The organism is Acinetobacter terrestris, from assembly GCF_004331155.1.
Taxonomy (GTDB): domain Bacteria; phylum Pseudomonadota; class Gammaproteobacteria; order Pseudomonadales; family Moraxellaceae; genus Acinetobacter; species Acinetobacter terrestris.
Genome location: NZ_SJNZ01000023.1, coordinates 23,763 through 49,161, shown reverse-complemented (window position 1 = coordinate 49,161; position 25,399 = coordinate 23,763). Strand labels below are relative to the sequence as shown.

25 protein-coding genes and 1 pseudogene are annotated in these 25,399 nt (G+C 41.0%); 17 read left to right on the top strand and 9 right to left on the bottom strand.

The genetic code is table 11. From position 1 onward, the window contains the following. On the top strand, positions 1-2,247 hold the full coding sequence (locus E0H81_RS12460; RefSeq protein WP_131319309.1) for a bifunctional prephenate dehydrogenase/3-phosphoshikimate 1-carboxyvinyltransferase: 2,247 nt from the start codon (positions 1-3) through the stop codon (positions 2,245-2,247). Positions 2,248-2,356: 109 nt separating this feature from the next. Further along, the gene (locus E0H81_RS12455; RefSeq protein WP_131319307.1) at positions 2,357-2,737 is read left to right on the top strand and encodes a hypothetical protein; all 381 of its coding nucleotides are present in this window, start codon (positions 2,357-2,359) and stop codon (positions 2,735-2,737) included. Between the two features lie 194 nt (positions 2,738-2,931). Here the strand turns inward: E0H81_RS12455 and E0H81_RS12450 are convergent, their stop codons facing one another. Beyond that, on the bottom strand, positions 2,932-3,561 hold the full coding sequence (locus tag E0H81_RS12450) for an alpha/beta hydrolase (RefSeq protein WP_131319305.1): 630 nt from the start codon (positions 3,559-3,561) through the stop codon (positions 2,932-2,934). Positions 3,562-3,685: 124 nt separating this feature from the next. Here E0H81_RS12450 and yaaA point away from each other — a divergent pair, with 124 nt between their 5' ends. The 5 genes from yaaA to E0H81_RS12425 all read left to right on the top strand — a co-directional run bounded on the left by yaaA (position 3,686) and on the right by E0H81_RS12425 (position 8,137). Then, entirely contained in the window at positions 3,686-4,468 is a 783-nt protein-coding gene (gene yaaA / locus E0H81_RS12445; protein ID WP_131319303.1) for a peroxide stress protein YaaA, read from the top strand. A gap of 190 nt (positions 4,469-4,658) precedes the next feature. Further along, a complete protein-coding gene (locus tag E0H81_RS12440; RefSeq protein ID WP_131319301.1) occupies positions 4,659-4,892 on the top strand; it encodes a hypothetical protein in 234 nt (77 codons plus the stop codon). 380 nt (positions 4,893-5,272) lie between these two features. Next, a complete protein-coding gene (locus E0H81_RS12435; RefSeq protein WP_131267427.1) occupies positions 5,273-6,595 on the top strand; it encodes an NCS2 family permease in 1,323 nt (440 codons plus the stop codon). A gap of 79 nt (positions 6,596-6,674) precedes the next feature. Beyond that, the gene (locus E0H81_RS12430) at positions 6,675-7,676 is read left to right on the top strand and encodes an adenosine deaminase (RefSeq protein ID WP_131319299.1); all 1,002 of its coding nucleotides are present in this window, start codon (positions 6,675-6,677) and stop codon (positions 7,674-7,676) included. A 101-nt stretch (positions 7,677-7,777) separates the two neighbouring features. Next, entirely contained in the window at positions 7,778-8,137 is a 360-nt protein-coding gene (locus tag E0H81_RS12425; protein WP_244926539.1) for a hypothetical protein, read from the top strand. Between the two features lie 67 nt (positions 8,138-8,204). Here the strand turns inward: E0H81_RS12425 and E0H81_RS12420 are convergent, their stop codons facing one another. Beyond that, the gene (locus E0H81_RS12420; RefSeq protein WP_131319295.1) at positions 8,205-8,759 is read right to left on the bottom strand and encodes a cytochrome b; all 555 of its coding nucleotides are present in this window, start codon (positions 8,757-8,759) and stop codon (positions 8,205-8,207) included. Between the two features lie 223 nt (positions 8,760-8,982). On the opposite strand from E0H81_RS12420, the gene E0H81_RS12415 reads away from it, so the two are divergent. Beyond that, positions 8,983-9,375 (top strand): hypothetical protein, encoded by a 393-nt coding sequence (locus E0H81_RS12415; RefSeq protein WP_131319293.1) that lies wholly within the window; start codon positions 8,983-8,985, stop codon positions 9,373-9,375. A gap of 62 nt (positions 9,376-9,437) precedes the next feature. Next, a complete protein-coding gene (gene rnhB / locus E0H81_RS12410; protein WP_131319291.1) occupies positions 9,438-10,016 on the top strand; it encodes a ribonuclease HII in 579 nt (192 codons plus the stop codon). Positions 10,017-10,081: 65 nt separating this feature from the next. On the opposite strand, the gene csrA is transcribed toward rnhB, so the two are convergent. From csrA to alaS, 3 genes are all read right to left on the bottom strand, one after another. Further along, entirely contained in the window at positions 10,082-10,345 is a 264-nt protein-coding gene (gene csrA / locus E0H81_RS12405; protein WP_067723263.1) for a carbon storage regulator CsrA, read from the bottom strand. A gap of 249 nt (positions 10,346-10,594) precedes the next feature. Then, positions 10,595-11,875: an aspartate kinase gene (locus E0H81_RS12400; protein WP_131319289.1), complete on the bottom strand. Its 1,281-nt coding sequence runs from the start codon at positions 11,873-11,875 to the stop codon at positions 10,595-10,597. Positions 11,876-11,940: 65 nt separating this feature from the next. Next, positions 11,941-14,631, bottom strand: coding sequence for an alanine--tRNA ligase (gene alaS, locus E0H81_RS12395; protein ID WP_171458597.1), 2,691 nt, complete (start codon positions 14,629-14,631; stop codon positions 11,941-11,943). Positions 14,632-15,060: 429 nt separating this feature from the next. Between alaS and E0H81_RS12390 the strand changes: the two genes are divergently transcribed. Both E0H81_RS12390 and E0H81_RS12385 read left to right on the top strand, forming a co-directional pair. Further along, positions 15,061-16,086: a type I glyceraldehyde-3-phosphate dehydrogenase gene (locus tag E0H81_RS12390; protein WP_131319287.1), complete on the top strand. Its 1,026-nt coding sequence runs from the start codon at positions 15,061-15,063 to the stop codon at positions 16,084-16,086. Between the two features lie 415 nt (positions 16,087-16,501). Continuing rightward, positions 16,502-16,819 carry a hypothetical protein gene (locus E0H81_RS12385; RefSeq protein WP_131267420.1) on the top strand — a complete coding sequence of 106 codons (318 nt, stop codon included), beginning with the start codon at positions 16,502-16,504 and terminating at the stop codon, positions 16,817-16,819. Positions 16,820-16,837: 18 nt separating this feature from the next. Here E0H81_RS12385 and E0H81_RS12380 read toward each other — a convergent pair whose 3' ends face one another. Next, on the bottom strand, positions 16,838-17,137 hold the full coding sequence (locus E0H81_RS12380) for an AzlD family protein (protein WP_131319285.1): 300 nt from the start codon (positions 17,135-17,137) through the stop codon (positions 16,838-16,840). Beyond that, positions 17,134-17,880: pseudogene (locus E0H81_RS12375) on the bottom strand (AzlC family ABC transporter permease). Before E0H81_RS12375 ends, E0H81_RS12380 begins: the two are co-directional and overlap by 4 nt. Before the next feature lie 158 nt (positions 17,881-18,038). Here E0H81_RS12375 and E0H81_RS12370 point away from each other — a divergent pair. The 5 genes from E0H81_RS12370 to E0H81_RS12350 all read left to right on the top strand — a co-directional run bounded on the left by E0H81_RS12370 (position 18,039) and on the right by E0H81_RS12350 (position 22,656). Then, positions 18,039-18,494 (top strand): Lrp/AsnC family transcriptional regulator, encoded by a 456-nt coding sequence (locus E0H81_RS12370; protein ID WP_131319283.1) that lies wholly within the window; start codon positions 18,039-18,041, stop codon positions 18,492-18,494. A 213-nt stretch (positions 18,495-18,707) separates the two neighbouring features. Then, positions 18,708-19,874 (top strand): ATP phosphoribosyltransferase regulatory subunit, encoded by a 1,167-nt coding sequence (locus tag E0H81_RS12365; protein ID WP_131319281.1) that lies wholly within the window; start codon positions 18,708-18,710, stop codon positions 19,872-19,874. 69 nt (positions 19,875-19,943) lie between these two features. Further along, a complete protein-coding gene (locus tag E0H81_RS12360; RefSeq protein WP_131319279.1) occupies positions 19,944-21,263 on the top strand; it encodes an adenylosuccinate synthase in 1,320 nt (439 codons plus the stop codon). Positions 21,264-21,455: 192 nt separating this feature from the next. Beyond that, complete coding sequence (locus E0H81_RS12355; RefSeq protein WP_131319277.1) at positions 21,456-21,764, top strand: hypothetical protein; 309 nt, start codon at positions 21,456-21,458, stop codon at positions 21,762-21,764. 115 nt (positions 21,765-21,879) lie between these two features. After that, positions 21,880-22,656, top strand: a complete 777-nt coding sequence (locus tag E0H81_RS12350; RefSeq protein WP_131319275.1) for a M48 family metallopeptidase — start codon at positions 21,880-21,882, stop codon at positions 22,654-22,656. A 110-nt stretch (positions 22,657-22,766) separates the two neighbouring features. Here the strand turns inward: E0H81_RS12350 and E0H81_RS12345 are convergent, their stop codons facing one another. Together E0H81_RS12345 and crp are read right to left on the bottom strand one after the other, a co-directional pair. Further along, positions 22,767-23,816 carry an NADP(H)-dependent aldo-keto reductase gene (locus E0H81_RS12345; RefSeq protein ID WP_131319273.1) on the bottom strand — a complete coding sequence of 350 codons (1,050 nt, stop codon included), beginning with the start codon at positions 23,814-23,816 and terminating at the stop codon, positions 22,767-22,769. Between the two features lie 191 nt (positions 23,817-24,007). Beyond that, on the bottom strand, positions 24,008-24,715 hold the full coding sequence (crp, locus tag E0H81_RS12340; RefSeq protein ID WP_131267412.1) for a cAMP-activated global transcriptional regulator CRP: 708 nt from the start codon (positions 24,713-24,715) through the stop codon (positions 24,008-24,010). A 146-nt stretch (positions 24,716-24,861) separates the two neighbouring features. On the opposite strand from crp, the gene E0H81_RS12335 reads away from it, so the two are divergent. Further along, on the top strand, positions 24,862-25,284 hold the full coding sequence (locus E0H81_RS12335) for an OsmC family protein (RefSeq protein ID WP_131319271.1): 423 nt from the start codon (positions 24,862-24,864) through the stop codon (positions 25,282-25,284). The last annotated feature ends 115 nt before the right edge of the window (positions 25,285-25,399 follow it).

Genomic DNA, 25,399 nt, shown 5'->3' with positions numbered 1-25,399 from the left:
ATGTCTCAGCCACTGTTTGAAAAAGTTGCATTCATTGGACTTGGGCTGATTGGCTCAAGTCTGGCTCGTGTCATCATTGCTGAAAAATTGGCGAAGCAAATTGTTGCATCAACGCGCTCGCAAAAAACGCTGGATGATGCAAAAGCACTTGGACTGATTCAGGAAGGCTATAGCAATCCTGTCGATGCAGTCAAAGGTGCCGATCTGGTGGTTTTGGCTTTGCCTGTTCGTGCAACGCAAAAAGTGCTGGAAACCATCAAACCTTATCTGTCAGAAAAAACCATTATTACTGATGTAGGCAGTACCAAAGGCAATGTGGTGGATGCTGCAAAAGCAGTCTATGGTGAAAACTTGCCGGCAGGCTTTGTGCCGGGTCATCCGATTGCAGGCGCAGAACATACTGGGGTACACGCAGGTAAGGTCGATTTATTTGCCCATCATAAAGTAATTTTGACTCCGCTTCCTACGAGTAGCGACTGGGCCGTGAATAAACTGGTTCAACTGTGGCAAGCCGCAAAAGCGGAAGTGATTTGTATGGATGTCGACAAGCACGATGAAGTGCTGGCCCATACCAGTCATCTTCCGCATTTAATGGCATTTAATTTGGTCGAGCAACTGGCGAACCGTGAAGATAACTTGGATATTTTCCGTTATGCTGCCGGCGGTTTTCGTGATTTTTCGCGTATTGCGGCCAGTGATCCGCAGATGTGGCATGACATTTTTTTTGCCAATAAAAAAGCAATTTTGAATGCGGTTGATGGCTTTGAACAGCAACTGGCTCAAATTCGCAAACTCATTGAAGATGAAGATTCCAAAGCATTGATGGGATTGCTTGAACATGCTCAAGCGGCTCGTCAGCATTTCAATCACATGCTTTCTAAAAAAACCTTGATGGAGAAAAATAAAGTGACACAACAATTTACCATTTTGCCTGGCGCTAAAAAATTCCAGGGTAAATTTACCGTGCCAGGTGACAAATCTGTGTCACATCGCTCTATCATGTTTGGTGCGATTGCCGAAGGTACAACGCATGTGACTGGTTTCTTGGAAGGTGAAGATGCATTGGCAACCCTTCAAGCGTTCCGTGCTATGGGTGTCAGCATTGAAGGTCCTGAAAATGGCGAAGTAACCATTCATGGTGTTGGTATTAATGGCTTAAAAGAGCCTTTAAGTGCCTTATACATGGGTAACTCGGGTACCTCTATGCGTTTGCTTTCCGGTATGTTGTGTGCACAGAAATTTGATTCAGTAATGACTGGTGATGCCTCATTGTCTAAACGTCCAATGGAACGTATTGCCAAGCCTTTACGTGAAATGGGTGCACAGATTCAAACTACAGGTGAACGCGGTACACCGCCAGTATCCATCACAGGTAATCAGCAACTAAAAGGCATTCACTACGACTTACCTATGGCATCTGCTCAAGTAAAATCAGGAATTTTGTTGGCAGGTCTTTGGGCAAAGGGTGAAACTTCGGTAACCGAACCAGAACCTACCCGTGACCATACCGAACGTATGTTGCGTGCTTTTGGTTATGAGGTGAAAACTGAAGGCAACCGTATTTCACTGCAAGGTGGTGGAAAACTTGTAGCTACTGAAATTCAGGTGCCATCTGATATTTCATCGGCAGCATTCTTTATGGTCGGTGCAGCGATCACTGAAAATTCAGATGTAACTCTTGAAGCGGTCGGCATTAATCCGACCCGTACCGGTGTGATTGAAATTTTGAAACAGATGGGTGCGGACCTGACTGTTGAAAATGAACGTATTGCTGGTGGTGAACCAATTGCAGACATTCGAATTCGCGGTACACGTACTTTAAAAGGCATTCATATGCCGGAAGATCAGGTGCCATTGGCGATTGATGAATTCCCGGCATTATTTATCGCGGCTGCATGTGCAGAAGGTCAAACCATTTTGACCGGTGCTGCCGAACTTCGTGTGAAAGAATCGGATCGTATCCAAGTCATGGCAGATGGCCTAAAAACCATGGGCATTGACTGCACACCAACCGACGATGGCATCATTATTGAAGGTAAAGGTAAATCAGGTGACTGGTCTGCAATTTTCAATGGTGGTGAAATTGAATCGCATCATGACCATCGTATTGCGATGAGTTTTTCTATGGCGGGCTTACGTACTTCAGGCGAAATCAAAATTATCGGTACAGAAACTGTGGCCACCAGTTTTCCGACATTTACTGAACTTGCAAATCAAGCCGGTTTAGCGATTCAAGTGAGTGAGTAATTAGTCTAATATTGTGTATTTTTTATACAACAGCCAAGCTTTTGCTTGGCTGTTTTGTTTTTATTGCTTATGCTAAAACCATACAAGAAAAATGCGTTTGGATGCACCGATGAGAAAATTACAATTTACTGCAAACTGTGAAAAGCATGATCATGTGTCGCAGCAACCGAAAGATTGTCATGTAACTCAGGAATATGTGGCAGATCTTTTGTCTAAAGAATTGGGTCAATACGGTTTTCAGACCTTGTCGCAAAGTGGTGATCAGGTTGCTGTAAGTGTAGACAATCAGTCTTTACCTTTATCTGTTACTTGCCAGAGTCATGATGAAGAAGGGCATTTAGTTTGCGAGATTACCTCCTATCCAGATGAAGAGCAGGATTGGCTAGATCGTATTACCGAACAAAGTCTATTAAATCAATTGGCTCAAGCGGTTGAGAACACTTTAAAAGAAGATGAATCTTTTAGCGAGTTTAAATGGACGACAGGCTAATCTTAAAATATAAGTATCAATGCGGCTTTTATAAGTCGCATTTTTTTCATCTCAATTTTTAATGGGTCACTTTTTGGATTTGCACGCTTGGTAAAAATAATAAAAAGCGATTTCAATACAGCTATTTTTACTGGAAAAATTAAATTAAAAAAAGACCGTCTGATGACGGCCTTTTGATCCATTTTCTATGCCGGTTAAGCAACTAAAAAGCGAGAGATTGCAACACGCAATTGCTTTAAATATCCAGTAAAGAAATGGTTTGCACCCGGTAATATCGTTAACAGGTGACGTTGTGGTCTAGCCCATTCGATTAAGTCAGATAATAAAGTGACTTCATCGGCTTCACCATGGATAAACAGAATATCACCTTTAATGGCAGGGGTAACATAATGCCGCAAGCCTGCCACAGTTGCAGTAGGTAAGCCACATAAAATCAATTGTTTAGGCTTAATTTCATCAGGTAGTACATTATAGCTTTTTGCCATCACATGGGCGCCAAAACTAAAACCACCTGCATAAAAAGGCAGGCTAATATGTTTACTGCGAATTTGTTTAATGGCTTCTAAAATGTCATCCGTTTCACCATAGCCTTCGTCATGCAAGCCATCGCTTTGACCTGAGCCACGAAAACTCGGACGATAAACAATACAACCACGCTCAAGAAACATTTGAGCCAAAAGTGTAGGTACCTTATGCTGCGGATTACCGCCTTGCAAGGGATGGGGGTGGCATACAACCGCGAATCCTTTCACTTCACCCTGTGGATAATCAACAAAAATTTCAAGTTGACCCATAGGACCTTGAATGAAAATTTGCTCGGACATATTACAACCGATGAATAACAGGAGAATGAGGTATTTTACCGATAATGTTCAGTAAAAACACAAATTGGAAATAAAATAAGTCTACTGTTATAGTTTGTTTAATTATTTTTTGATCAGGTTATTCATGCTCGCCTTAATTTCTCCTGCCAAGACTTTAGATTATGAATCTGCACTACCAACTGATGCACATACCTTACCAAGACTGCTGGAACATTCACAAGAACTTATAGACGTAAGTCGTAAATTGTCTGCTGCAGATCTATCCAACTTAATGAGTGTAAGTGAAAAAATTGCCAAATTGAATGTTGCGCGTTTCAATGACTGGCAGTCCGAGTTCAATTTCTCTAATGCACGTCAGGCTTTGTTTGCCTTTAAAGGAGATGTGTATACCGGCTTAAATGCCTATGATCTGAATGATCAACATATTGAATTTGCACAAGATCATTTACGTATGTTATCTGGGCTTTATGGTTTGTTGCGTCCTTTAGACTTGATGATGCCGTACCGTCTAGAAATGGGCACAAAATTGAACAATCCACGTGGTCATAACTTATACCAATTCTGGGGCGATCGTATTACCGGCTTAATCAATGAAGATCTGGAAAATGCCAATTCAGAATTATTGGTGAATATTGCATCGGATGAATATTATAAATCTGTCATTGAGCCTAAAGTTAAAGCTGAAATTATTAAGCCTGTATTCTTGGATCAAAAAAATGGCAAATACAAAGTCATTAGTTTCTATGCAAAAAAAGCACGGGGTTTGATGGCACGCTATATTATTGAAAACCAGCTCAATCGGGCTGAAGATTTAAAATCATTTAATATTGATGGTTATTATTTTGATGCGGAAAGTTCACTTAAAGGCGAGCTGGTATTTAAGCGGGATGAGCAGCAGGCAGCTTAAAGTTGTTTTGTAGATAATGGAAAATCCCGAAACTGATCGGGATTTTTTAAAGCTGAAAAAATAATCTTTATAATGATGAGATAGTTATATTTAAATACAAAAAATATTTTGAAAAGTGTGAAATACATCACGTTTTATTGTGATTGTTTGTTAATATAATAAAAAGTTACCTGAATGATAAAATTTTGTTATGAAAAGATTATTAATTCTAAGCATCATTTTTGCCGTGCTAGTGCTGGGCTATTGGGTTTACCAAGATGCAGAAATGAAAAAAAAGAGAGAGGTGAATCAGTTAATTCATGAAAGCTCTCAGTCACTCAATATTATTGAGCCATCTCCTCATAATTTTATTTATAAGAAACTCGATGAAGTCGTTGCAATTCGTTCTTCAGTTCACTTAATTGCAAAATCAAGTGAACTTTAGTCGCTAAACCGGGATTGGTAAATTAAAAAATATAGATATGCTATTGAATTTTATTGAATAATAAATTTTAGAAACAATAAAAAATCATTGTGCTATAATTTGCCACGACCATAATTGAATCATTATATTTATTTTATAAGTATATGATTTATTTAAATGAAGTAGAGCTGCATAACATTTATGCAGCTTTTTTGTTTTACAATTTTTGTCATCTGGTCGTTTTAGCTGCACTGATAAATTGTTCAATCTACTTGTTTTTAAATATAAAAGTTGGCATATCCATTGCTTAGACATCTATAAAATTAATGGTGATTCGACCTAGCGGATCATTAATTTTATAGCGTGCTGACGGCATAAAGTTTACTTACCGGGGTAAAGTCATGACGACTCCTAATCCATCTTCAGAGAATATGCTTGAACGCTTATTTAAGTTAAGCGAAAACAAAACCAGTTTTCGCACCGAAGTTCTTGCAGGTGTAACCACTTTCTTAACCATGTGTTACATCATTATTGTCAATCCAATGATTTTGTCCGAAACAGGCATGGATCATGGAGCTGTGTTTGTCGCAACCTGTCTCGCAGCCGCAATCGGTTGTCTGGTGATGGGACTTGTTGCAAATTATCCAATTGCACTCGCGCCGGGTATGGGCCTGAATGCTTACTTTACCTATTCGGTATGTATGGGAATGGGTGTGCCTTGGCAAACTGCATTGGCTGCGGTATTTGTTTCAGGTTTGATCTTTATTGCGATCAGCATGTTTAAAATTCGTGAAGCCATTGTCAACGCAATTCCAATGTCATTAAAACTGGCGATTGGTGGCGGTATTGGTATGTTCCTCGCACTGGTTGCTTTAAAAAATGCCGGCATTATTGTCGATAATCCAGCAACCTTGGTGGGCTTGGGCGATTTAAAACAACCTTCAGTACTTCTGGCCTTGCTTGGTTTCTTAATGGTTGTGGTGATGCACCAGTTTAAGGTGCGTGGCGCGATTATTATCAGTATTTTGGTGATTACTGCCATTTCTACAGCATTGGGCTATAACCAGTTCCAGGGCGTGGTTGGTGAGATTCCTTCTATTGCACCGACATTCATGCAAATGGATTTTGAAGGGCTGTTCACTGCAAGCTTAGTGGGCGTGATTTTTGTATTCTTCCTGGTTGATCTGTTTGACTCAACAGGCACATTGGTCGGTGTATCACATCGTGCAGGCTTATTGAAAGATGGTAAATTACCGCGTTTGAAAAAAGCACTTTTTGCAGATTCAACTGCAATTGTTGCAGGCGCAGCTTTGGGTACATCTTCAACAACACCTTATATTGAATCATCTGCAGGTGTTGCGGCGGGTGGCCGTACAGGCTTAACCGCTGTTGTGGTTGGCGTGATGTTCCTGTTATGCCTGTTTTTAGCACCGCTTGCGCAATCTGTGCCAGGTTTCGCGACAGCTCCGGCCTTGTTGTTTGTAGGTGTGTTGATGATTCAGGGTATCGTCCATATTGAATGGGATGACATTACTGAAGCGGTTCCTGCCTTTTTGACCATTGTGTTTATGCCTTTTGCGTACTCAATTGCAGACGGTATTGCGATGGGTTTTATCAGCTATGCATTGATCAAACTATTCACAGGTAAGGCGAAAACTGTTCCATATATGGTCTGGATTATTGCTGTACTTTGGGCATTGAAATTTGCTGCATTTGGTGGCTAATTCACCAAATTCACAGTAGGGTGTAAACTCAGTTTGCACCCTTTTTTATTTTTTGAAAAAAGTTTTATAAGGATGAGATATGAATCAACTTGAGCTTATTCAAGCGCTGCCAAAGGCAGAGTTACACGTACATATTGAAGGGACTTTTGAGCCTGAACTCATGTTCGCCATTGCTCAACGTAACCATATTGATATTCCGTATAAATCTGTAGATGAAGTGAAACAGGCTTATAACTTTCATAACTTGCAGTCTTTCCTCGATATTTATTATGCAGGTGCCAATGTTTTGGTGCTCGAGCAAGATTTTTATGATCTGGCGATGGCATATTTTGAAAAATGTGCTGCAGATAAAGTTGTGCATACTGAAATGTTCTTCGATCCGCAAACCCATACAGATCGTGGTGTAGCATTTGCAACCGTGATCAATGGCTTACAACATGCCTGTGATGATGCAAAAACCAAATTTGGCATTAGCTCGCATTTAATCATGTGTTTCTTGCGTCATTTAAGTGAAGAGGCAGCATTTGAAACTTTAGAACAGGCTTTGCCGTTTAAAGATCAAATTATTGCTGTAGGGCTGGATTCAAGCGAAGTAGGACATCCACCTGCTAAGTTTGAACGTGTATTTGCAAAGGCACGTGAAGCAGGCTTTTTGGTGGTGGCGCATGCCGGTGAAGAAGGTCCAGCTGAATATGTCTGGGAAGCTTTGGATTTGCTTAAAGTCAATCGGGTGGATCATGGCGTACGTTCAGAAGAAGATCCGAAACTGATGCAGCGTTTAATCGCGGAAAAAATGCCTTTAACGGTATGTCCTTTAAGTAACTTAAAGCTCTGCGTTGTGGATGATATGGCGCAGCACAATATCCGTCGCTTATTGCAGCAAGGCGTGCATGTGACTGTAAATTCGGATGATCCATCATATTTTGGTGGATATATGAATGACAACTTTATTGCGATTGCTGAAGCCTTGGATTTATCCAGTGACGAACTTAAGCAATTGGCTAAAAATTCATTTGAAGCATCATTTATTTCTGATGCTGAAAAGCAAAAATGGTCACACGAGATTGATGCTTTGGTGTAATTCACCCATTTGAAAATACTTTTGGATTGAGCGGATTGAAATATTGATCCGCTTAATCATGGCTGTTAAATCATACTGCGTGTAAAAAGTTAGGTTTTATTTTGAAAAAGAGTCTTTGCTGGATAGCGGTTATTGCTTTGCTGGTTGGTTCAATCTCGGTTTTTGCGACGGATAAAAATTCTACTTTAACCCAGAAAATGTTAAAACCCGTGGTTGAACAAGGGTGTAAAAGTGAATTAAATGATTCGAAAATCTGGAAATCGGCTGCCTTGTTCATGAGTTCAGAACGTCAAAGTTCGGTGCAAAAACAAATCTGCGGCTGCGTGAGTGACCATGCACTGAATGATGTGTCTGTGAAAGAATTGGCCATGGCATCCGTCAGTGAAGAGACTAAAAATAGTCTGATTAAACAAGCCGTATTAAATAGCATTAAAGGCTGTGCTCAAGAGGCTCTGAAGTGAGTTTTAGCCAAGAACAAGCCGCATCGGTATATAAACTAATGCGGCTTTTTTATTGCACTTTATTTGGCTATTTTTCTTGTCGAGTCATACTGCGTAAAACATGATCTTGATCAATAAAATGATGTTTTAACGCTGCAGCAAAATGTCCAATCACCAGAAAACCAGCAAACCATGACAAATAAATATGGACAGGCTTAACCATGGCTAAAAGTTCAGGGTTGTCTTGAACCAGACGCGGGATTTCAAATAGATACAAAACAGGCGCAGGATGCCCGGCACTCCAGCTAAACAAACAGCCGGTAATGGGTAATGCAAGCAACATTAAATATAAAGCCAAATGCCCAAGATGTGCCAAGACTTTCATGAGTGGCGACATCGTGTCTGGCAGTGGTGGAACGGGGTGGGTATAGCGCCAAAACAGACGAATCAAGACCAGAAATATAATCGTCGTCGCGATGTTTTTATGCAAGCTGATGACTTGGCCTTTAAAGCTGCCATCAACATCATAACTTAAAAAATTTCCGCTATAAAAACCAATCAACCATGCGGCAATGAAAATAACCGCCATCAGCCAATGCAGCATTTGTGCTGTACGGCTATAGTGTTGTGAAGTGCTTGTCATGTTCGACCAACATGTAATTTATAAGTCTAGGCATGCTAATCAAATCGCATATTTTAAAAAACGATGAATATGGAACGAAGCGTATAATCCTTGCAACGCTGAAAGCTGTATTGATTTTGCACAGACAATACTCACCTGGAAAATTCATTTGAAATATAGATTTCTTCTAGGGGAAAGTTTCGGCAGAATATGCGCAACAGATTTTATAACAAAGGATTTAACTGTGAAAAAACTAATTGCTGTACTTGCACCTTTAACTTTAGCGCTCACTGCATGTGTGTCAACGGGCACAACGACAGGTACAGCAGGTGCAACAGGTACACAATCAGCAACTCAGCAACTGGGTAGCGCGGCAATTAAAATTGCCATCAATGCAAAATGTACAACTGAGCTGAATAACATTGCTGCATGGCAAACAGCCACTAAATTAATGACTGCAACTCAAAAACAAAATATTCAGTCAGAAATTTGTGGCTGTGTAAGTGAAAAAGCGCCACAAAGCGTGACAGCAGTAGATTTGGCAACCGCAGCGATTGATCCTGCTGCACGTACTACGATCGTTTCAAATGCAGTGACTAAAACCATTAATGCCTGTGTCGCTGAAGCAGTGCAATAATTGTTAATGAAGTAATAAATAGGCTGACTTGTTCAGCCTCTTTTTTTGTAGGTAGATAGGTTATGAAAATCGCTGGTGCAGATGAAGCAGGACGTGGTCCACTTGTGGGCTCTGTGGTTGCAGCTGCAGTTATTTTAGATCCGAATAACCCGATTGAGGGCTTGAATGATTCTAAAAAACTCACTGAAAAAAAACGCGAGAAGCTGTTTGTAGAAATACAGGAAAAAGCCTTGGCTTGGGCCATTGCTGAAGCGAGTCATGAAGAAATTGACGAGATCAATATTCTTCAAGCGTCATTGTTGGCGATGCGCCGCGCTGTAGAGGCTTTAAAAATTCAGCCTGAGCATGTGTTGGTTGATGGAAATAAAGTCCCACAGGGCTTAATGATGAGCTGTGATGCAGTGGTGGGCGGAGATGCTATACACGCAGAAATTTCAGCTGCCAGTATTTTGGCAAAAGTCACCCGTGACCATCAAATGGTAGAGCTTGATTTACAATATCCGCAATTTGGCTTTGCGAAACACAAGGGTTATCCAACCAAAGCTCATTTTGAGGCGATTGCGGTGCATGGCGTTATTGATCAGCATCGTCGCAGTTATGCACCGGTCAAAAAAGCCTTGGCCTTGCTTGAACAAAGCTAAAAACCAATAGCTAGATAAACTTAAAGCGGCTTATATAAGCCGCTTTAGGAGAAAAACATTTAATCTTAGCGATTAAAGTCATTCTGGGTATTCTGTGGAAAATTATCTTCTTCGAAAGAAGGTTGATAATCTTGATCGAGATGTTGAAGATGTTCGTGCATAGCGCGTTCATGTTGAATACGTTGATAAATTTCTTCACGGTGAACGGATACTTCTTTTGGAGCATTAACGCCAATTCGAACCTGATTTCCTTTAACCCCAAGCACAGTTACACTGACTTGGTCCCCAATCATTAATGTTTCTCCGACACGTCTAGTCAGAATCAGCATGTTTATCTCCTTGCAAAATGCTAAACCTGCAATTGATCTAAAATATAAAAAGTACAACCTTAAATATCAAAGAAAATTTTAACAACGTAATGTGACAAACCTCGTCCCATATATCATTTGGTTAAAATTTTCTTAAAAGCACATGGCTAATATAACAGAGCCACTATAAGAAAAACTATAGTGGCTCTGTTTTTTTATACTTTTTTAAAAACTGTCTAACAATGACAATTTGTGACACATTTTCCGATATTATGCACGTACGCTTGATTCACCAGATTCACGGTCTAAACCGAAAGCAGTGTGAAGAGTGCGCACGGCAAGCTCTAAATAGTTTTCTTCAATGATCACAGAAATTTTAATTTCTGAAGTAGAGATCATCAAAATGTTGATTCCTTCTTCAGCGAGGGCAGTGAACATTTTGCTTGCCACACCCGCATGTGAACGCATGCCTACACCCACAATCGATACTTTTACGATATCAGAACGTGTTGCAACTTCACGAGCACCAATTTTTTTGGCGGTATCTTCAAGAATGGTTTTGGCTTTGGTTAATTCACCACGGTTAACCGTAAAGGTGAAGTCAGTTGTACCATCTTCTTCAACGTTCTGGATAATCATATCCACTTCAACGTTAGCATCGCCAATTGGACATAAGATTTTAGCTGCAATACCTGGTTCATCAGGCACACCTAAAATAGTCAATTTTGCTTCGTCACGGTTAAATGCGATACCAGAGATAATTGGCTGTTCCATGTTGTCTTCCAATTCAGTAGTAATAAGAGTGCCGACGTTTTGTTTAAAGTTTTCGTCAAATGCGCCATCATTGTCATTATCAAAACTGGATAATACACGTAAAGGCACTTGGTATTTACCAGCAAATTCAACTGAACGAATTTGAAGAACTTTAGAACCCAAAGATGCCATTTCAAGCATTTCTTCAAAAGAAATACGATCAACTTTTTTTGCTTTAGGCGCAACACGAGGGTCGGTGGTATAAACACCATCCACGTCTGTGTAAATCTGGCATTCGTCCGCTTTCAGTGCAGCAGCAAGTGCAACACCAGAAGTATCTGAACCGCCACGACCTAAAGTAGTCGTATTGCCTTGTTCATCAAAGCCTTGGAAGCCAGCAACAACCAGCACACGACCTGCGTCTAGATTTTCAGTTAAAACATCCGTATCAATTGCTTCGATACGTGCTTTAGTGAATGCGCTATCTGTTTTAATGCCAACTTGGCGACCAGTGAGCGATTTTGCTTCAACACCAATAGAGTTAAGTGCCATCGCTAACATAGAAATCGTAACCTGCTCACCGGTAGAGACCATTTGGTCGAGTTCACGCGGGTCAGGGGTTTCGGTAATGGCCTTCGCTAAAGCAAGCAGACGGTTGGTTTCGCCACTCATTGCTGATACAACAACCACTACCTTGTGGCCGTGGTCATGCCAGCGCTTTACACGACGAGCAACATTTAAAATGCGCTCGGGAGTACCCATAGAGGTACCGCCATATTTTTGAACGATTAATGCCATAGTTGTTCCATAAAAGCCATGACCCTGATGTACCTATCAGGGTCCGTTACACAAAAAGTGAAGTCTTATTTTGCCTCAAGCCAAGCAGCTAAATCTGCCATCACTGGTACAAACTTCTCGTTAAGTGGCGCGCCACCTTGTGCCAAGTCAGATTTACCACCCCCTTTACCACCGAGTTCGGTCGCCAAGTGTTTGATGATATCGCCTGCTTTAATGTTTGCAGTGAACTCTTTTGCTACAGATGCAAGCAGGCTAACTTTATCGCCTTCTACACCCGCAAGCACAATCACTGCATTGTCTAATTTAGATTTCACACCGTCATGCAGGTTACGAAGTGATTTCGCGTCCAAGTTTTGAACGGTAGTAATCAATGTCGAGCGACCAGCAATAGTTTGAACTTGGCTTAAAAGTTCAGATGCCTGGAAGTTCGCAAGTTTTTGGTTCAATTGCTCAATTTGTTTTTGCAATTGATGTGCAGTTTCAACAACGGCTTCAACTTTTTCTACCGTTTGATGATTTTGTGCTTTTAACAGACCATTGATGTATTGAACATCACGATCGGTTTTTTGCGTCACTTCAATTGCTTTGGTACCTGTTACTGCTTCAATACGACGTACACCTGCTGCAACACCACCTTCAGAGGTGATTTTGAACAGACCGATGTCACCCGTGCGTTTCACATGAATACCACCACAAAGTTCGATCGAGAAGTTTTTATCTTCAGTGATTGAACCCATAGAAAGTACACGGACTTCATCGCCATATTTTTCACCGAACAACATCATCGCGCCTTTGGCTTTCGCAGATTCGATATCAAGCAGTTCAGTAGATACAGCAGTATTGGCAATCACTTCAGCGTTAACTAAACGTTCAACTTCTTGAAGTTGTTCAAATGTCACCGGTTGGTCATTGGCAAAGTCAAAACGCAGGATGTCGCTTGCAACCAGTGAACCTTTTTGTTGTACATGTGAACCCAAAACTTGACGTAGGGCAGCATGTAAAAGGTGAGTCGCAGAATGGTTACGTGCAGTTGCAGCACGAATGTCAGCTTTAACCGTTGCTTCAACGCTTTGAGAAGCTTTTAAGCTACCCATGGTCACGATACCTTGGTGTACAAATGCACCACCAGATTTCTTGGTATCTTGAACTTCAAAAATACCGGTATCGTTTTTGAATAAACCGGTATCACCGATTTGACCACCGCTTTCAGCATAGAAAGGCGTTTGGTTCAATACGATGAGTGCTTCATCGCCTTCAACAACTTCAGCAACTTGTTCGCCATCTTTATAGATTGCGACAATTTGACCTTGACCCTGAGTTGCGTCATAGCCTTCAAATTGGGTTTCGCCTTCAACTTTCACAATGCTGTTGTAGTCAACTGCGAATTTACCTGCATCACGTGCACGTTGGCGCTGTGCAGCCATCTCAACTTCAAAGCCAGCTTCATCGATGGTTAAGTCACGTTCACGTGCGATGTCAGCAGTTAAGTCAGTCGGGAAGCCGTAAGTGTCGTACAGTTTGAATACTGTTTCACCCGGGATCACATTGCCTTTTAAGTGAGCCAATTCGCCTTCAAGCAATTTCAAACCTTGCTCTAAAGTTTTTGCAAACTGTTCTTCTTCTTTTAACAATAATGCTTCAATACGTGATTGTTGTGCTGCAAGTTCAGGATAAGCATCGCCCATTACAGTAATTAAAGGTTGCAACATTTTATAGAAAAATGAACCGGTCGCACCTAATTTGTTCCCATGACGAACGGCACGGCGAATGATACGACGTAGTACATAACCACGACCTTCATTTGAAGGATTTACACCGTCAGCAATCAGGAAGCAGCATGAACGTGCATGGTCAGCCACAACTTTTAAAGATGCAGGGTATTCAACCGGTTTGTTATTTGCAGCAGCTTCAGCATCAATAGCAGTGGTATCCATGCCAATGATTTCTGCAGCTGATTTTAATAAGTTTTGGAACAGGTCGATTTCGTAGTTTGAGTTTACATGTTGTAAAACTGCCGAAATACGTTCCAAGCCCATACCTGTATCTACAGATGGAGCAGGTAACTCATGTAACACGCCATCAGCAGTACGGTTGAACTGCATGAATACGTTGTTCCAGATTTCAATGAAACGGTCGCCATCTTCTTCAGGTGTACCGGGTAGTCCACCCCAGATATGATCGCCATGGTCAAAGAAAATTTCAGAACATGGACCACAAGGGCCGGTATCGCCCATTGCCCAGAAGTTGTCTGATGCGTATTTTTCGCCCTTGTCGCCAATACGGATAATACGGCTGGCATCTAGCCCAATTTCTTTGTTCCAGATGTCAAATGCTTCGTCATCAGTATGATAAACAGTGGCATAGAGTTTATCTTTAGGAAGCGCTAACCATTCATCGCCAGTGAGGAATTCCCAGGCAAATTTGATGGCATCACGTTTAAAGTAATCACCAAATGAAAAATTACCTAACATTTCAAAGAATGTATGGTGACGTGCTGTATAGCCGACATTGTCTAAGTCGTTGTGTTTACCCCCGGCACGTACACATTTTTGTGATGATGTTGCGCGAACATAATCACGTTTTTCCAGACCAAGGAAGCAGTCTTTAAACTGGTTCATCCCGGCATTGGTAAACAGTAAAGTCGGGTCGTTGGCGGGTACTAGTGAACTCGACGCGACACGTGTATGCCCTTGCGATTCAAAGTAACGCAAAAATGCTTCACGAATTTCAGCTGATGTCATAAAACGAGTACTCACAACCAAGTCACTCCATATTTCGTATTGGCGAGTAGTGTAACGAGCATTTTCATAGAAGATAAACTGCCTCAATACACTGGGCTTAAAATTTTAAAACGCCAAATTATAACGGAAAAAGCCGCATGCACCAATCACTTTCAGGTGAATTAGTGACAATTCTCTGGATTGGATATCTAGGCGGGTTGAGCTCAATCCAAGCTTTAATTTATAACAGAGAATTGCTATAAAAGTTGAACAAAAGGTTGAGTGAATATTTTTAGCCTGCTTTTTCTGCTGCTGATTTTTGGCAAAACCACTTTATAACGTGCAATATGGCGTTAATGACGCACTCTATGGAGCAAATAGACGCGAAGAAATGGTATCGGTTTTCGGTTGAAATCTATTAACATACACAAGTGTTTACATCTACCCAAGAGTTAAGGATATCTGATGCAACGAGTAGCCATTAATGGTTTCGGGCGAATAGGTCGCAATGTATTACGTGCTTGGTTTGAAAATCCGAAAGATTTTCATTTTGACATTGTTGCGATTAATGATGTTGCAGATGTAGAAACTTTGCTGCATTTATTTAAATACGATACCACTCATGGACGCTTTAAAGGCAAAGTTGAAGTGGTGCTGGAAAATGAACAGATTTTTTTGCATATTTCAGCCGGTTTGGCGCAATTGAAAGTACAGGTATTCTGTCAGCCACAACCTGAACACTTGCCTTGGAATGATTTAAATATTGATGTGGTGCTTGAATGTACCGGCTTGTTCCGTTCTCGTGAAGCTGCAACTCGGCATATTACGGCAGGGGCGAAGCGGGTGATTATCGGCGCTGCGCCTTTTGACAGCGTAGATGCGGCCATTGTCTATGGCATAAACCATTATGAAGTCAAAGACACGGATCAAATTATTTCCAGCGTATCCTGCACCACGCAAGCCCTGGTGCCTTTAGTAAAAATCATTGATGATGCTTTCGGAATTGAGAGCGCTTTAATGACAGAAATCCATGCGGTAACGGCGGATCAGTCGGTACTGGATCATGCGCACCGTGACCTGCGTCGTGCGCGGGCTTCCGGACAAAATATTATTCCAACTACATCTTCGGCATTGGGTGCATTAAAACGTGTGATGCCAAAAATGGAAGACCGGATTGATGGTTATTCAATTCGTGTACCTACCATTAATGTAGCAGCGATCGATTTAACCTTTGTTGCGCAGTCGCATGTCACAGCGCATAAAATCAATGAAGTGTTGATCAAATCGGCACGGCATGATTATGCCGAAATTATGGATGTAACCGATGAGCCTTTGGTGTCATCTGATTTTAATCACTCACCTTACTCTTTAATTGTGGATTTAAGCCAGACCATGGTGGTTGGACATCAAGCAAAAGTCTTGGCTTGGTATGATAACGAGTGGGGCTATGCCAATCGTCTGCTGGACTTATGTGAATCATTTACATCCTAAAGTTAAGGCACGTTACGGATTTAACGTGCCTATATTTAGGTGGCCATATTCTTGATCAAGAGTTCCTTCCTTGGTGTGCTATATATTGATCATGGAAGTGAACTATTCAGGATGACAATCAATTTTAAAAACAGAACAAATCTTAATAAATTGATTATATAAACACCAATAAAATGATGTTTTAATTATTTTTGATCGATGAATAAATATAAGTTCAGTTTGATAAAAATATAATCTATTCAGTAAGTTTCCGTAAGTTGAAATGGTTTTTTGATAAGTTTGGAAAAAGGCCGAGCTTGTTTACAGTAATTTTAAATAGAAAAAATAAATTGCTTGAATCAAGCTTTTAAAAATTCACATCATTTATTCGCCATGATGTTGAATAATAACTAAATAAGAGAAGAGTAGCACAGCTATGTTGATATTTATATGGGGTTTTATTCTCCTTTTAGCCATTGCAGTCATTTTTTTGATTTGGGCTCAATTTACCAATCAGAATGATGCGTTAAGTGAAATGCAATTGAATCTACAACTCGAAGAAAAAGTGATTCATTTGGAACTGAACTTAAAGAAAACCTTGGAAATTATGCAGGACTTGGCCAAAAAAATGCACATTCAGCAAGAAGTGCTGGATAAAACCAGCGCTAAACTGAGTCAAGTCGAGTTGCAAAATGCCGAATTGGTGGGATTGTTGGCAAAGGCGGTCAATTCTTCGGACAGACCCTCCGTATAAATTCATCCTTTTTAAGGTTTAAATAAGAACGAATCTTAAAATGGCTGCTGAGGTCATGCTAATCAAAACGGTAGGCAGTAATGAAAAACGAGAAGCTGCGATGAGGGTAATCACAATTGCAAGCAGGTCAGCCGGGTTGTCCTTGACAAAATATGGTGCAATCACAGAAATAAGCACACAGCCGGGAACGACTTCTAAAATGCGTTTTTGGCGATTTGTTAAAGTCTTGTTTTTTAATAATACATAGCCTAAGACACGTGTGAGATAGGTCGTTACTGCAATAAAAACAATAGCAATCAGCGTTGCGGAGTGAATCATTGTTCATCTCCCGTTAAAAAGAACGCAGATATGATTCCGGAAATTGCGCCAATGGGTACATACCAGCCTTGCGGTAAATATAAATAAGCCAAAGCAGCGGCAACCAGACTGACTAGCCATGGGCGAGCCGCTTGAATCCCTTTCCACATACTGCGCAATAACACCAAAAATACCGCAGGGAATGCCATATCAAAACCGAGGCGATTAATGTCACCCAGAACCGGACCAATGATTGCACCTAAGCTGGTAAAACCGACCCACATGATATACAGGGCAAAGCATAACCCTGCATAAAATGGCATGCAGAATGCGTGTTGATCACCCCAGACTGATTGTCTCTTTTGCGCGTCGGCTAAACTGACTGCCTAACTTTCATCGACCATAAAAAACAGGGCCGGAAAAACCTTTTTATTGGGCAGATGGCGCAAATATGGCACCAAACTCGCGCCCATGAGTAAATGTCGGCTATTTACCAAAAAAGTAATAAACATCAGCATGAAAATATTGGGTGGATTGGTCCAGACTTCCAGAATGGCAAACTCAGAACCGCCCGCAAAATTCAGTCCTGTCAGTAATGGTACTTCCAGGAAGCTAAAACCTTTCTGTGTGGCTTGAGCACCTAAAACCAGTGCAAAAGGAATAATGCCCAACAGCATAGGAACAGACGTTTTAACACCACGCTTAAATTCAACATAATTACTTGAATACGTTAAATCTTGGGCGGTATTTTTGAATGTCAACATGCGGTTTTACCTAAGCGAGAATATCTGATTTGCAAGAAGGCTATTTTATGAGTGTTAGTGTGGAATTTTTCGCTTAAATTAGCTTGATTTAGATTGAATTGAGCATTAAAAATTAATAATTGCTGTTTTATTGAAATTAAATTTTTGAGTAGGGTGAAATGGATCAGACCGATAAACGTATATTGAAAGCCTTACAGCAAAATGGAAAGTTGCAAAATAATGAATTGGCTCAGGTGATTGGATTATCTCCATCACCGTGTTTACGCCGGGTAAAACAACTTGAAGATGATGGCATTATTGAAAAATATGTGGCTTTGGTAGATTCGGCGAAAGTGAATTTGGGTTTAACGGTTTTTGCACGCATCTGGCTGAAGAGTCAGGACGCTGAAACTGTCGATCAGTTTGTAGATGCGATTCAGGATATGCCCGAAGTTGTAGAATGTCAGTTAATGGCAGGGGATTGTGATTTTTTCTTGCGCATTGTCGTGGCTGATTTAGATGCGTATCGTCAGTTTCAGATTCATCATTTAAATAAAATTTTAGGTCTGCAAAATGTGAAAACGGAAATTCCATTACAAAAGATTAAACAAACCACTGAACTGCCCTTGGGTTAATAATAGAGCAGTTTTAGCCTCATCTTTGAGCGGTGTGAGTGCTTTAGTCGAATTGGACTATTTTTGTCTGATTAAACAATAAGTATTCCGCCTGTTTTTGTGAAAAAGTCAGGTGCACAGCCAAAACTATCGTGCTAGACTAGGAGAAATCGGGTGTGCTCCCGATTTTTTTATGCGGATAACTTCCGCTCTGACAGAATTTAGGTTTACAACATGCCCATTTCAGAGACATGGTTATTACCTGATGGTGTAGCTGATGTATTACCAGAACAGGCGCAAGTGATTGAAACTTTGCGTCGTGACGCACTAGATTTCCTCGCATCTCGAGGTTATCAATTGGTGTACACGCCATTTATCGAATACATCGAATCTCTATCTTCTCTTTCAGAATCGAATCAAGATTTAGACTTAGCCACTTTTAAAGTCATCGACCAGTTATCCGGTCGTTTGCTTGGTGTGCGTGCCGATATGACACCACAAGTGGCTCGTATTGATGCGCATGTACATCCAGTTGATGGTGTGGCTCGTTACTGCTATGCGGGAACGGTTTTACATACGAAACCACAAGGGTTTAATACCACACGTGCACCATTGCAATTAGGTGCAGAGCTATTTGGTTCAGACAGTATTGATGCAGATGTCGAAATGGTTGATGTCATGCTGGGCTTAATTGAACAAGCCGGCTTGGCAGAAGGTACCCATCTAGATTTAGGGCATGTCGGTTTGTTCCGTAGTTTGGTGAAACATGCGGGTTTGACCAAGGCTGTGGAAAGTCATCTTTCAGACCTTTATCAACGTAAAGCATTACCTGAACTGGCTGAATTTACCCAAGAATTAAAATTTGGTGCAGATTTTTATACACTAGGTCGCTATTCAAGTGATCTGGATGCATTAAAAGACAATTTAAGTGCTGAAATTTTCGCAGATGAAGCATTCAAGCAAGCCTTTGATGCCTTGAAAACCACTCAAATCGAAATTCAGTCACGCTGGCCAAATCTGCATATTGGTATTGATGTTGTAGAATTACGTTCATACCATTATCACACTGGTTTAATGTATGCAGTCTATGCACCAAACCGTGCGGCTCCACTGGCTCAAGGTGGTCGCTATGACGGCATTGGCGAACATTTTGGTCGTGCACGCCCTGCAACAGGTTTTAGTTGTGACTTATATGCATTAAGTGCAGGTCAATTTAAAGATTTAAATGTGGTTGTTGCACCCAAAGGCACCGATGCAGATTTGCTTAAAGCAATTTCAAATGCACGTACACAAGGCTTTGGTGTAATTCAATTACTTGGAAATGACACTTTAAACTCGGTACCGCACGCAACTCACCAATTGGTGAATGTGTCAGGTGAGTGGAAAGTCGAAAAGATTTAATGACGTGAATTGGTTTTAGTTAACCTATTCAAGTTTTCAATTTTAACAGCATGATGCAATGAGGCTATTATGGGCAAAAATGTTGTGGTACTCGGTACCCAATGGGGCGACGAAGGTAAAGGTAAAATCGTTGACCTGCTCACAGATCAAGCGGCTGCGGTAGTTCGCTACCAAGGCGGACATAACGCGGGTCATACACTCGTGGTTGGTGGTAAGAAAACCGTATTACACCTCATTCCATCTGGTATTTTACGTGATAACGTACTTTGCTTAATTGGTAACGGTGTTGTACTTTCACCTGCTGCATTAATTGAAGAAATGGACATCCTTGAGAAAGAAGGCGTTCCAGTTAAAGAACGTTTACGTATTTCTCCAAACTGTCCTTTAATCTTGCCGAACCACATCGCGCTTGACCAAGCACGTGAGAAAAAACGTGGTAATGCGAAAATTGGTACCACGGGTCGTGGTATTGGTCCAGCGTATGAAGATAAAGTTGCTCGCCGTGCAATCCGTGTTGCGGACTTGGTACGTGGTGGCGCTCATCTTAAAGCTCAACTTGAAGAGCTTCTTGAATACCATAACTTCCAGTTGACTCAATTCTACGGCGTAGAAGCGGTTAACCTGGAAGAAGTATTGGCACTTTGTGACCAATGGCGTGAAGTGGTTGCTCCATTGGTTATGGATGTCACCAAAGAATTACATGATTACCGTAAAGCGGGCAAAAAAATCATGTTTGAAGGCGCGCAAGGTTCACTTCTTGACGTTGACCACGGTACATATCCGTATGTAACATCTTCAAACACAACTGCCGGTGGCGTAAGCTCAGGTTCTGGTCTTGGTCCATTGCACCTTGACTATGTATTGGGTATTACCAAAGCATACACAACACGTGTAGGTGCTGGTCCGTTCCCAACTGAACTTGTTTACGATGCTGCGAACGATGTTGGTGATGCAATCGGTAAACACCTTGGAACTGTAGGTTCTGAATTTGGTGCGTCTACTGGTCGTCAACGCCGTTGTGGTTGGTTCGATGCTGAAATTCTTCGCCGCTCAGTAGATGTAAACTCACTTTCAGGTATTTGCTTAACTAAACTTGACGTTCTTGACGGTTTAGAAGAAGTGAAAATCTGTGTAGGTTATGAAGCTGCAGATTCTGGTTGTATCGGTTCTTCTGATGCGATTGCATTCGAATCTTTAAAACCAATCTACGAAACTATGCCAGGTTGGTCTGAGTCGACTTTCGGCGCTAAAACATTAGAACAATTACCACAAGCTGCGATTAACTATGTTAAACGTCTTGAGCAATTGATCGAATGTCCAATCGACATTATTTCGACTGGTCCAGACCGTGAAGAAACCATTGTTTTACGTCATCCGTTTGATGCTTAATTTAAGCTGATCCCAAGATGATAAAAAAGCCTCGCCATTCGCGGGGCTTTTTTTATATTCTTATTTTTGAAATGCAGTCAGCGAATATATGGGGGAAATTTTGCCAAGACTAAAGTTGCATCAGAGAATACTGTTTAAATAACTGGCACTTGTTAGAATACAAAACATAAGCTAAATGGAAGGTTGTGCGGGATGCATAAGAATATTTCAGCAACGATATTTTATTCCTTGCTATTTGCCATGGGTGGCGCGCCTACGATTGCAATGCTGATTATTCAGGCACAAACCCAAGATCCCAATATTATTTATAATGCATTTATCGGTTTAAGTGTAATTATTGCCTGTATTTTGGTTCCATTGATTCTGATTCAAAATGCTATTTTATTTTTCAAGAGAAAAAATGAGCAGCTTGAACAGAAAATCAAGCCATTTTGCCAAGTGTATTTGGTTTTGAATGTTTTATGTTTGATTTATTGGCTTAGTTTTCAGTTTCTTAAATAAGTACAGTTACATAAATGATATGAATATGGATGGAATAATAATGTAAAGCTTATCCACTATTATCCTATAATCTGCTTAAAACTGATTATCTGTTTTCAAGGTGGAGATTATTATAATGAATAGCAAGCTGGTTTTAAGTTTGTGTGCAGCGAGTGTGATCACGATTTCAGGTTGTACTACTGTGGCAGAAATGGCAGGGGCGGATTCATCGACATTAAATGTAGCTGCGGCACAAGGTTTTAATAAGACCGTTCAGGAAGCGAGTGCAAATAAAACCTTAGATACATCTTCAGCCACTTACAAACGCATTAATTCGGTATTTCTACGTTTAAAACCTTATGGCGATCAAATCAATCAAACAGGTCAAAAGTTTGACTGGAGACTGGCTGTTCTGAAATCAGATCAGGTGAATGCTTATGTGGCACCTGGTGGTAAAGTGGTGTTTTATACCGGAATCGTGAATAAATTAAACCTGACTGATGCAGAAATTGCAGCAGTGATGGGTCATGAAATGGTGCATGCTTTAGAGGAACACTCTAAAAATAAAATTGGTCAACAAGCATTAACTGACTTGGCTTTAAGCATTGGTCTAAGCGCTGCGGGAAGTAATGTAGGGCAGTTAGGCAGTGCCGCGGCTCAGTTGGGTGCGCAAGTAGGTGTAGGTTTGCCTTATTCGCGAAGTCTGGAAAGTCGTGCCGACCAAGGTGGGTTGATGCTAATGGCACGTGCAGGCTATAACCCGCAAGCAGCCATTACCTTGTGGGAAAAAATGAATAAATTAGAAGGTGCAGGCGGTACATCATTCTTGTCTACTCACCCTTCAAATAGCCAGCGTATTGAAGCGATGCGCAAAAGCTTGCCAGCCGCTCAAGCGATTTATAACAAGCGTTAATTGTTATTTTGCTCATAAAAAAAGGATGCTCAGGCATCCTTTTTTAGTTTTTTACCCTCATCCCTTTAGGCAATATATTACTCATCCTAAAGGGAGAAGCAGATATATGCTTATGGAGCAGGGTTTGGCTGTTGACGATGGATATCCTCAATGCCCTGTAAAACTTCTGCCGATAGATCAATTTCGAATGCCTGGATATTTTCTTTGAGCTGACCCAGGTTGGTTGCACCAATAATGGTGCTAGTCACAAAGAACTGTTGTTTAATAAATGCCAATGACAGTTGGGTCAGGCTTAGGCCATGTCGTTCAGCAAGTTGAGCATATTGTTCGGTTGCCCATTCACTCTCTGGATTGCTATAGCGACTAAAACGTGAAAATAGGGTAACGCGTGCATTTGCAGGACGCGCACCATTACGGAATTTTCCAGTCAAGTAACCAAAAGCTAAAGGCGAATAGGCAAGCAGCCCGACATTTTCATAATGGGCAATTTCGGACATGCCAATTTCATAGGTGCGGTTGAGCAGGCTATAGGGGTTTTGCACGCTGACGAATTTTTCCAAGCCCAATTTTTCAGCCAAATGCAGAAACTTTAAAGTTCCCCATGGGGTTTCATTGGAAAGGCCAATATAACGAATACGACCCTTTTTAATTTCATCACTTAAAGCGCTTAGGGTTTCTTCTAAAGCAGTGATTTCTGTGTCCTGCTGAGCTTCAGCATTACCATAACCGAGCTTGCCAAAGAAATTGGTTGGACGTTGTGGCCAATGCAGTTGATAAAGGTCGATATAATCGCTCTGCAGGCGTTTTAACGACCCATCTATAGCTGAGCTAATCTCTGCAGCGTTAAAGCGGGTTTGTCCGTCACGGATGTGGCTACCGCCTTGTGAGGGGCCCGCTATTTTTGAAGCAATAAAAAGCTGATCTCGCTTGCCGCGCTGTGCAATCCAGTTGCCGAGGATGGTTTCAGTTGCACCTTGCGTTTCAGGTTTTGGTGGCACCGGATACATTTCAGCCGTGTCCCAAAAAAACAGACCTTGATCTAAAGCATATTCAAGTTGCTGAAATGCCTCTGCTTGGGTATTTTGCTCACCAAAAGTCATTGTGCCTAAACAGATTTCAGGTACAAGAATGCCTGTGTTGGCTAAAGGTTTCAGTTGCATAGGGCTTGATCCTTGAATTTTTATCATGAAATTTTAAATGGCTAAAGCCTAACTGATTTTTTGATCAGGGTTAAATCATGAATAGTTTTAAAGTTGTCACAAAATTTACAAAAGCAGAGGAGTAAGAATCTATACATAAAAAAAGCAAACCCTAAAGTCTGCTTTTATCGTGAGTCTTAAAGAATCAAAAATTATTCTTCGTCATCTGATTCAACTACAGCGACATTTGCATCTTCAGTTGAAACATCGAAAATAAGAATGGCTTTGCCATCAGTTTCGATCATGCCTTGTTCTTCAAGGGTTTTCAAAACGCGTCCCACCATTTCGCGGGAGCAACCGACAATACGACCAATTTCTTGACGGGTAATACGGATTTGTCGGCCGTTATGCAAAATCATGGCTTCCGGTTGAGAAGAAAGGTCGATTAAGCAACGCGCAATACGGCCAGAGACATCGATAAATGCCAGGTCAGTCACTTTACGTGTGGTATTTTTTAAGCGACGAACCAGTTGGGCGAATACAGCATAGCTCAGGTCTGGATACTGTTTGCTTAACTCGTGGAAGTTGTCATAGGTGATTTCAGCAATTTCACAGACGTCACGGGTACGGACTTCCGCAGTACGTTGTGGATTTGCTTCAAAGAGACCCATTTCCCCAAAAAAGTCTCCTGCATTTAAATACGCAACCACAATTTCACGGTCATCATCTTCACGTAAAATAATGGATACTGAACCTTTTAAAATTAAATAAAGTGATTTTGATTCAGTGCCTGCGTCAATAATTGCAGTACGTTTTGGATAGCGATTTATATATGCACGTTTTAATAATGCTTTGACTGACTCTGGTAATTGACCAGGAGAAAGTGCATCAGTGCTAAGTTGTGAAAAGCTTGCAGTCATGCTAACGGTTCCGAATATGGATAAGTAATAGATCGCACAGACCTAAAATGAACTTGTCACATAGAAGAGATGAAATTCCTTATCAACTCAATTTATGTTAGTGTACAGGTACTTCGTAAATTTATAGCTTTTTTCAGGTAGTTGCAATGCAAACAAGCGTACATTGGCTAGAGAATGTTGCTTTTGAAGCAAAATCAGAAAGTGGTCATCACATTGTCATGGATGGTGCTGAGGCATATGGTGGTGAAAACCGTGGTCCACGTCCCATGGAGCTGATATTAATGGGACTTGGTGGCTGTGCTTCCTTTGATATTGTGACTATTTTAAAGAAATCACGCCAAGATGTGACAGGTGTTGTATGTCAGCTCAAAGCGGATCGTGCCAATACGATTCCTGCAGTGTTTACTAAAATCCATTTACACTTTGTGGTGACCGGTAAAGCAGTGAAAGAAAAACAGGTGGCTAAGGCTGTTGAACTTTCCGCTGAAAAATACTGTTCAGCAAGCAAAATGTTATCCGATGGTGGCGTTGAAATTACCCATGATTTTGAAATAATTGAAGCTGCATAATAAAAAATTAATGGCAATTCATCAGTGAATTGCCATTTTTTATGAAAAATAAACCTTAAAAATATTTTATAAAACATAATCAGTGCAAGCTTAATGCACAGTCTAAAAATACCAA

What these genes read in the sequence shown, in the direction of transcription:
- E0H81_RS12460 (WP_131319309.1), top strand. Translation starts at nt 1, where the DNA reads ATGTCTCAGCCACTGTTTGAAAAAGTTGCATTCATTGGACTTGGGCTG.
- E0H81_RS12455 (WP_131319307.1), top strand. Translation starts at nt 2,357, where the DNA reads ATGAGAAAATTACAATTTACTGCAAACTGTGAAAAGCATGATCATGTG.
- E0H81_RS12450 (WP_131319305.1), bottom strand. Translation starts at nt 3,561, where the DNA reads ATGTCCGAGCAAATTTTCATTCAAGGTCCTATGGGTCAACTTGAAATT.
- yaaA (WP_131319303.1), top strand. Translation starts at nt 3,686, where the DNA reads ATGCTCGCCTTAATTTCTCCTGCCAAGACTTTAGATTATGAATCTGCA.
- E0H81_RS12440 (WP_131319301.1), top strand. Translation starts at nt 4,659, where the DNA reads ATGAAAAGATTATTAATTCTAAGCATCATTTTTGCCGTGCTAGTGCTG.
- E0H81_RS12435 (WP_131267427.1), top strand. Translation starts at nt 5,273, where the DNA reads ATGACGACTCCTAATCCATCTTCAGAGAATATGCTTGAACGCTTATTT.
- E0H81_RS12430 (WP_131319299.1), top strand. Translation starts at nt 6,675, where the DNA reads ATGAATCAACTTGAGCTTATTCAAGCGCTGCCAAAGGCAGAGTTACAC.
- E0H81_RS12420 (WP_131319295.1), bottom strand. Translation starts at nt 8,759, where the DNA reads ATGACAAGCACTTCACAACACTATAGCCGTACAGCACAAATGCTGCAT.
- rnhB (WP_131319291.1), top strand. Translation starts at nt 9,438, where the DNA reads ATGAAAATCGCTGGTGCAGATGAAGCAGGACGTGGTCCACTTGTGGGC.
- csrA (WP_067723263.1), bottom strand. Translation starts at nt 10,345, where the DNA reads ATGCTGATTCTGACTAGACGTGTCGGAGAAACATTAATGATTGGGGAC.
- E0H81_RS12400 (WP_131319289.1), bottom strand. Translation starts at nt 11,875, where the DNA reads ATGGCATTAATCGTTCAAAAATATGGCGGTACCTCTATGGGTACTCCC.
- E0H81_RS12390 (WP_131319287.1), top strand. Translation starts at nt 15,061, where the DNA reads ATGCAACGAGTAGCCATTAATGGTTTCGGGCGAATAGGTCGCAATGTA.
- E0H81_RS12385 (WP_131267420.1), top strand. Translation starts at nt 16,502, where the DNA reads ATGTTGATATTTATATGGGGTTTTATTCTCCTTTTAGCCATTGCAGTC.
- E0H81_RS12380 (WP_131319285.1), bottom strand. Translation starts at nt 17,137, where the DNA reads ATGATTCACTCCGCAACGCTGATTGCTATTGTTTTTATTGCAGTAACG.
- E0H81_RS12370 (WP_131319283.1), top strand. Translation starts at nt 18,039, where the DNA reads ATGGATCAGACCGATAAACGTATATTGAAAGCCTTACAGCAAAATGGA.
- E0H81_RS12365 (WP_131319281.1), top strand. Translation starts at nt 18,708, where the DNA reads ATGCCCATTTCAGAGACATGGTTATTACCTGATGGTGTAGCTGATGTA.
- E0H81_RS12360 (WP_131319279.1), top strand. Translation starts at nt 19,944, where the DNA reads ATGGGCAAAAATGTTGTGGTACTCGGTACCCAATGGGGCGACGAAGGT.
- E0H81_RS12355 (WP_131319277.1), top strand. Translation starts at nt 21,456, where the DNA reads ATGCATAAGAATATTTCAGCAACGATATTTTATTCCTTGCTATTTGCC.
- E0H81_RS12350 (WP_131319275.1), top strand. Translation starts at nt 21,880, where the DNA reads ATGAATAGCAAGCTGGTTTTAAGTTTGTGTGCAGCGAGTGTGATCACG.
- E0H81_RS12345 (WP_131319273.1), bottom strand. Translation starts at nt 23,816, where the DNA reads ATGCAACTGAAACCTTTAGCCAACACAGGCATTCTTGTACCTGAAATC.
- crp (WP_131267412.1), bottom strand. Translation starts at nt 24,715, where the DNA reads ATGACTGCAAGCTTTTCACAACTTAGCACTGATGCACTTTCTCCTGGT.
- E0H81_RS12335 (WP_131319271.1), top strand. Translation starts at nt 24,862, where the DNA reads ATGCAAACAAGCGTACATTGGCTAGAGAATGTTGCTTTTGAAGCAAAA.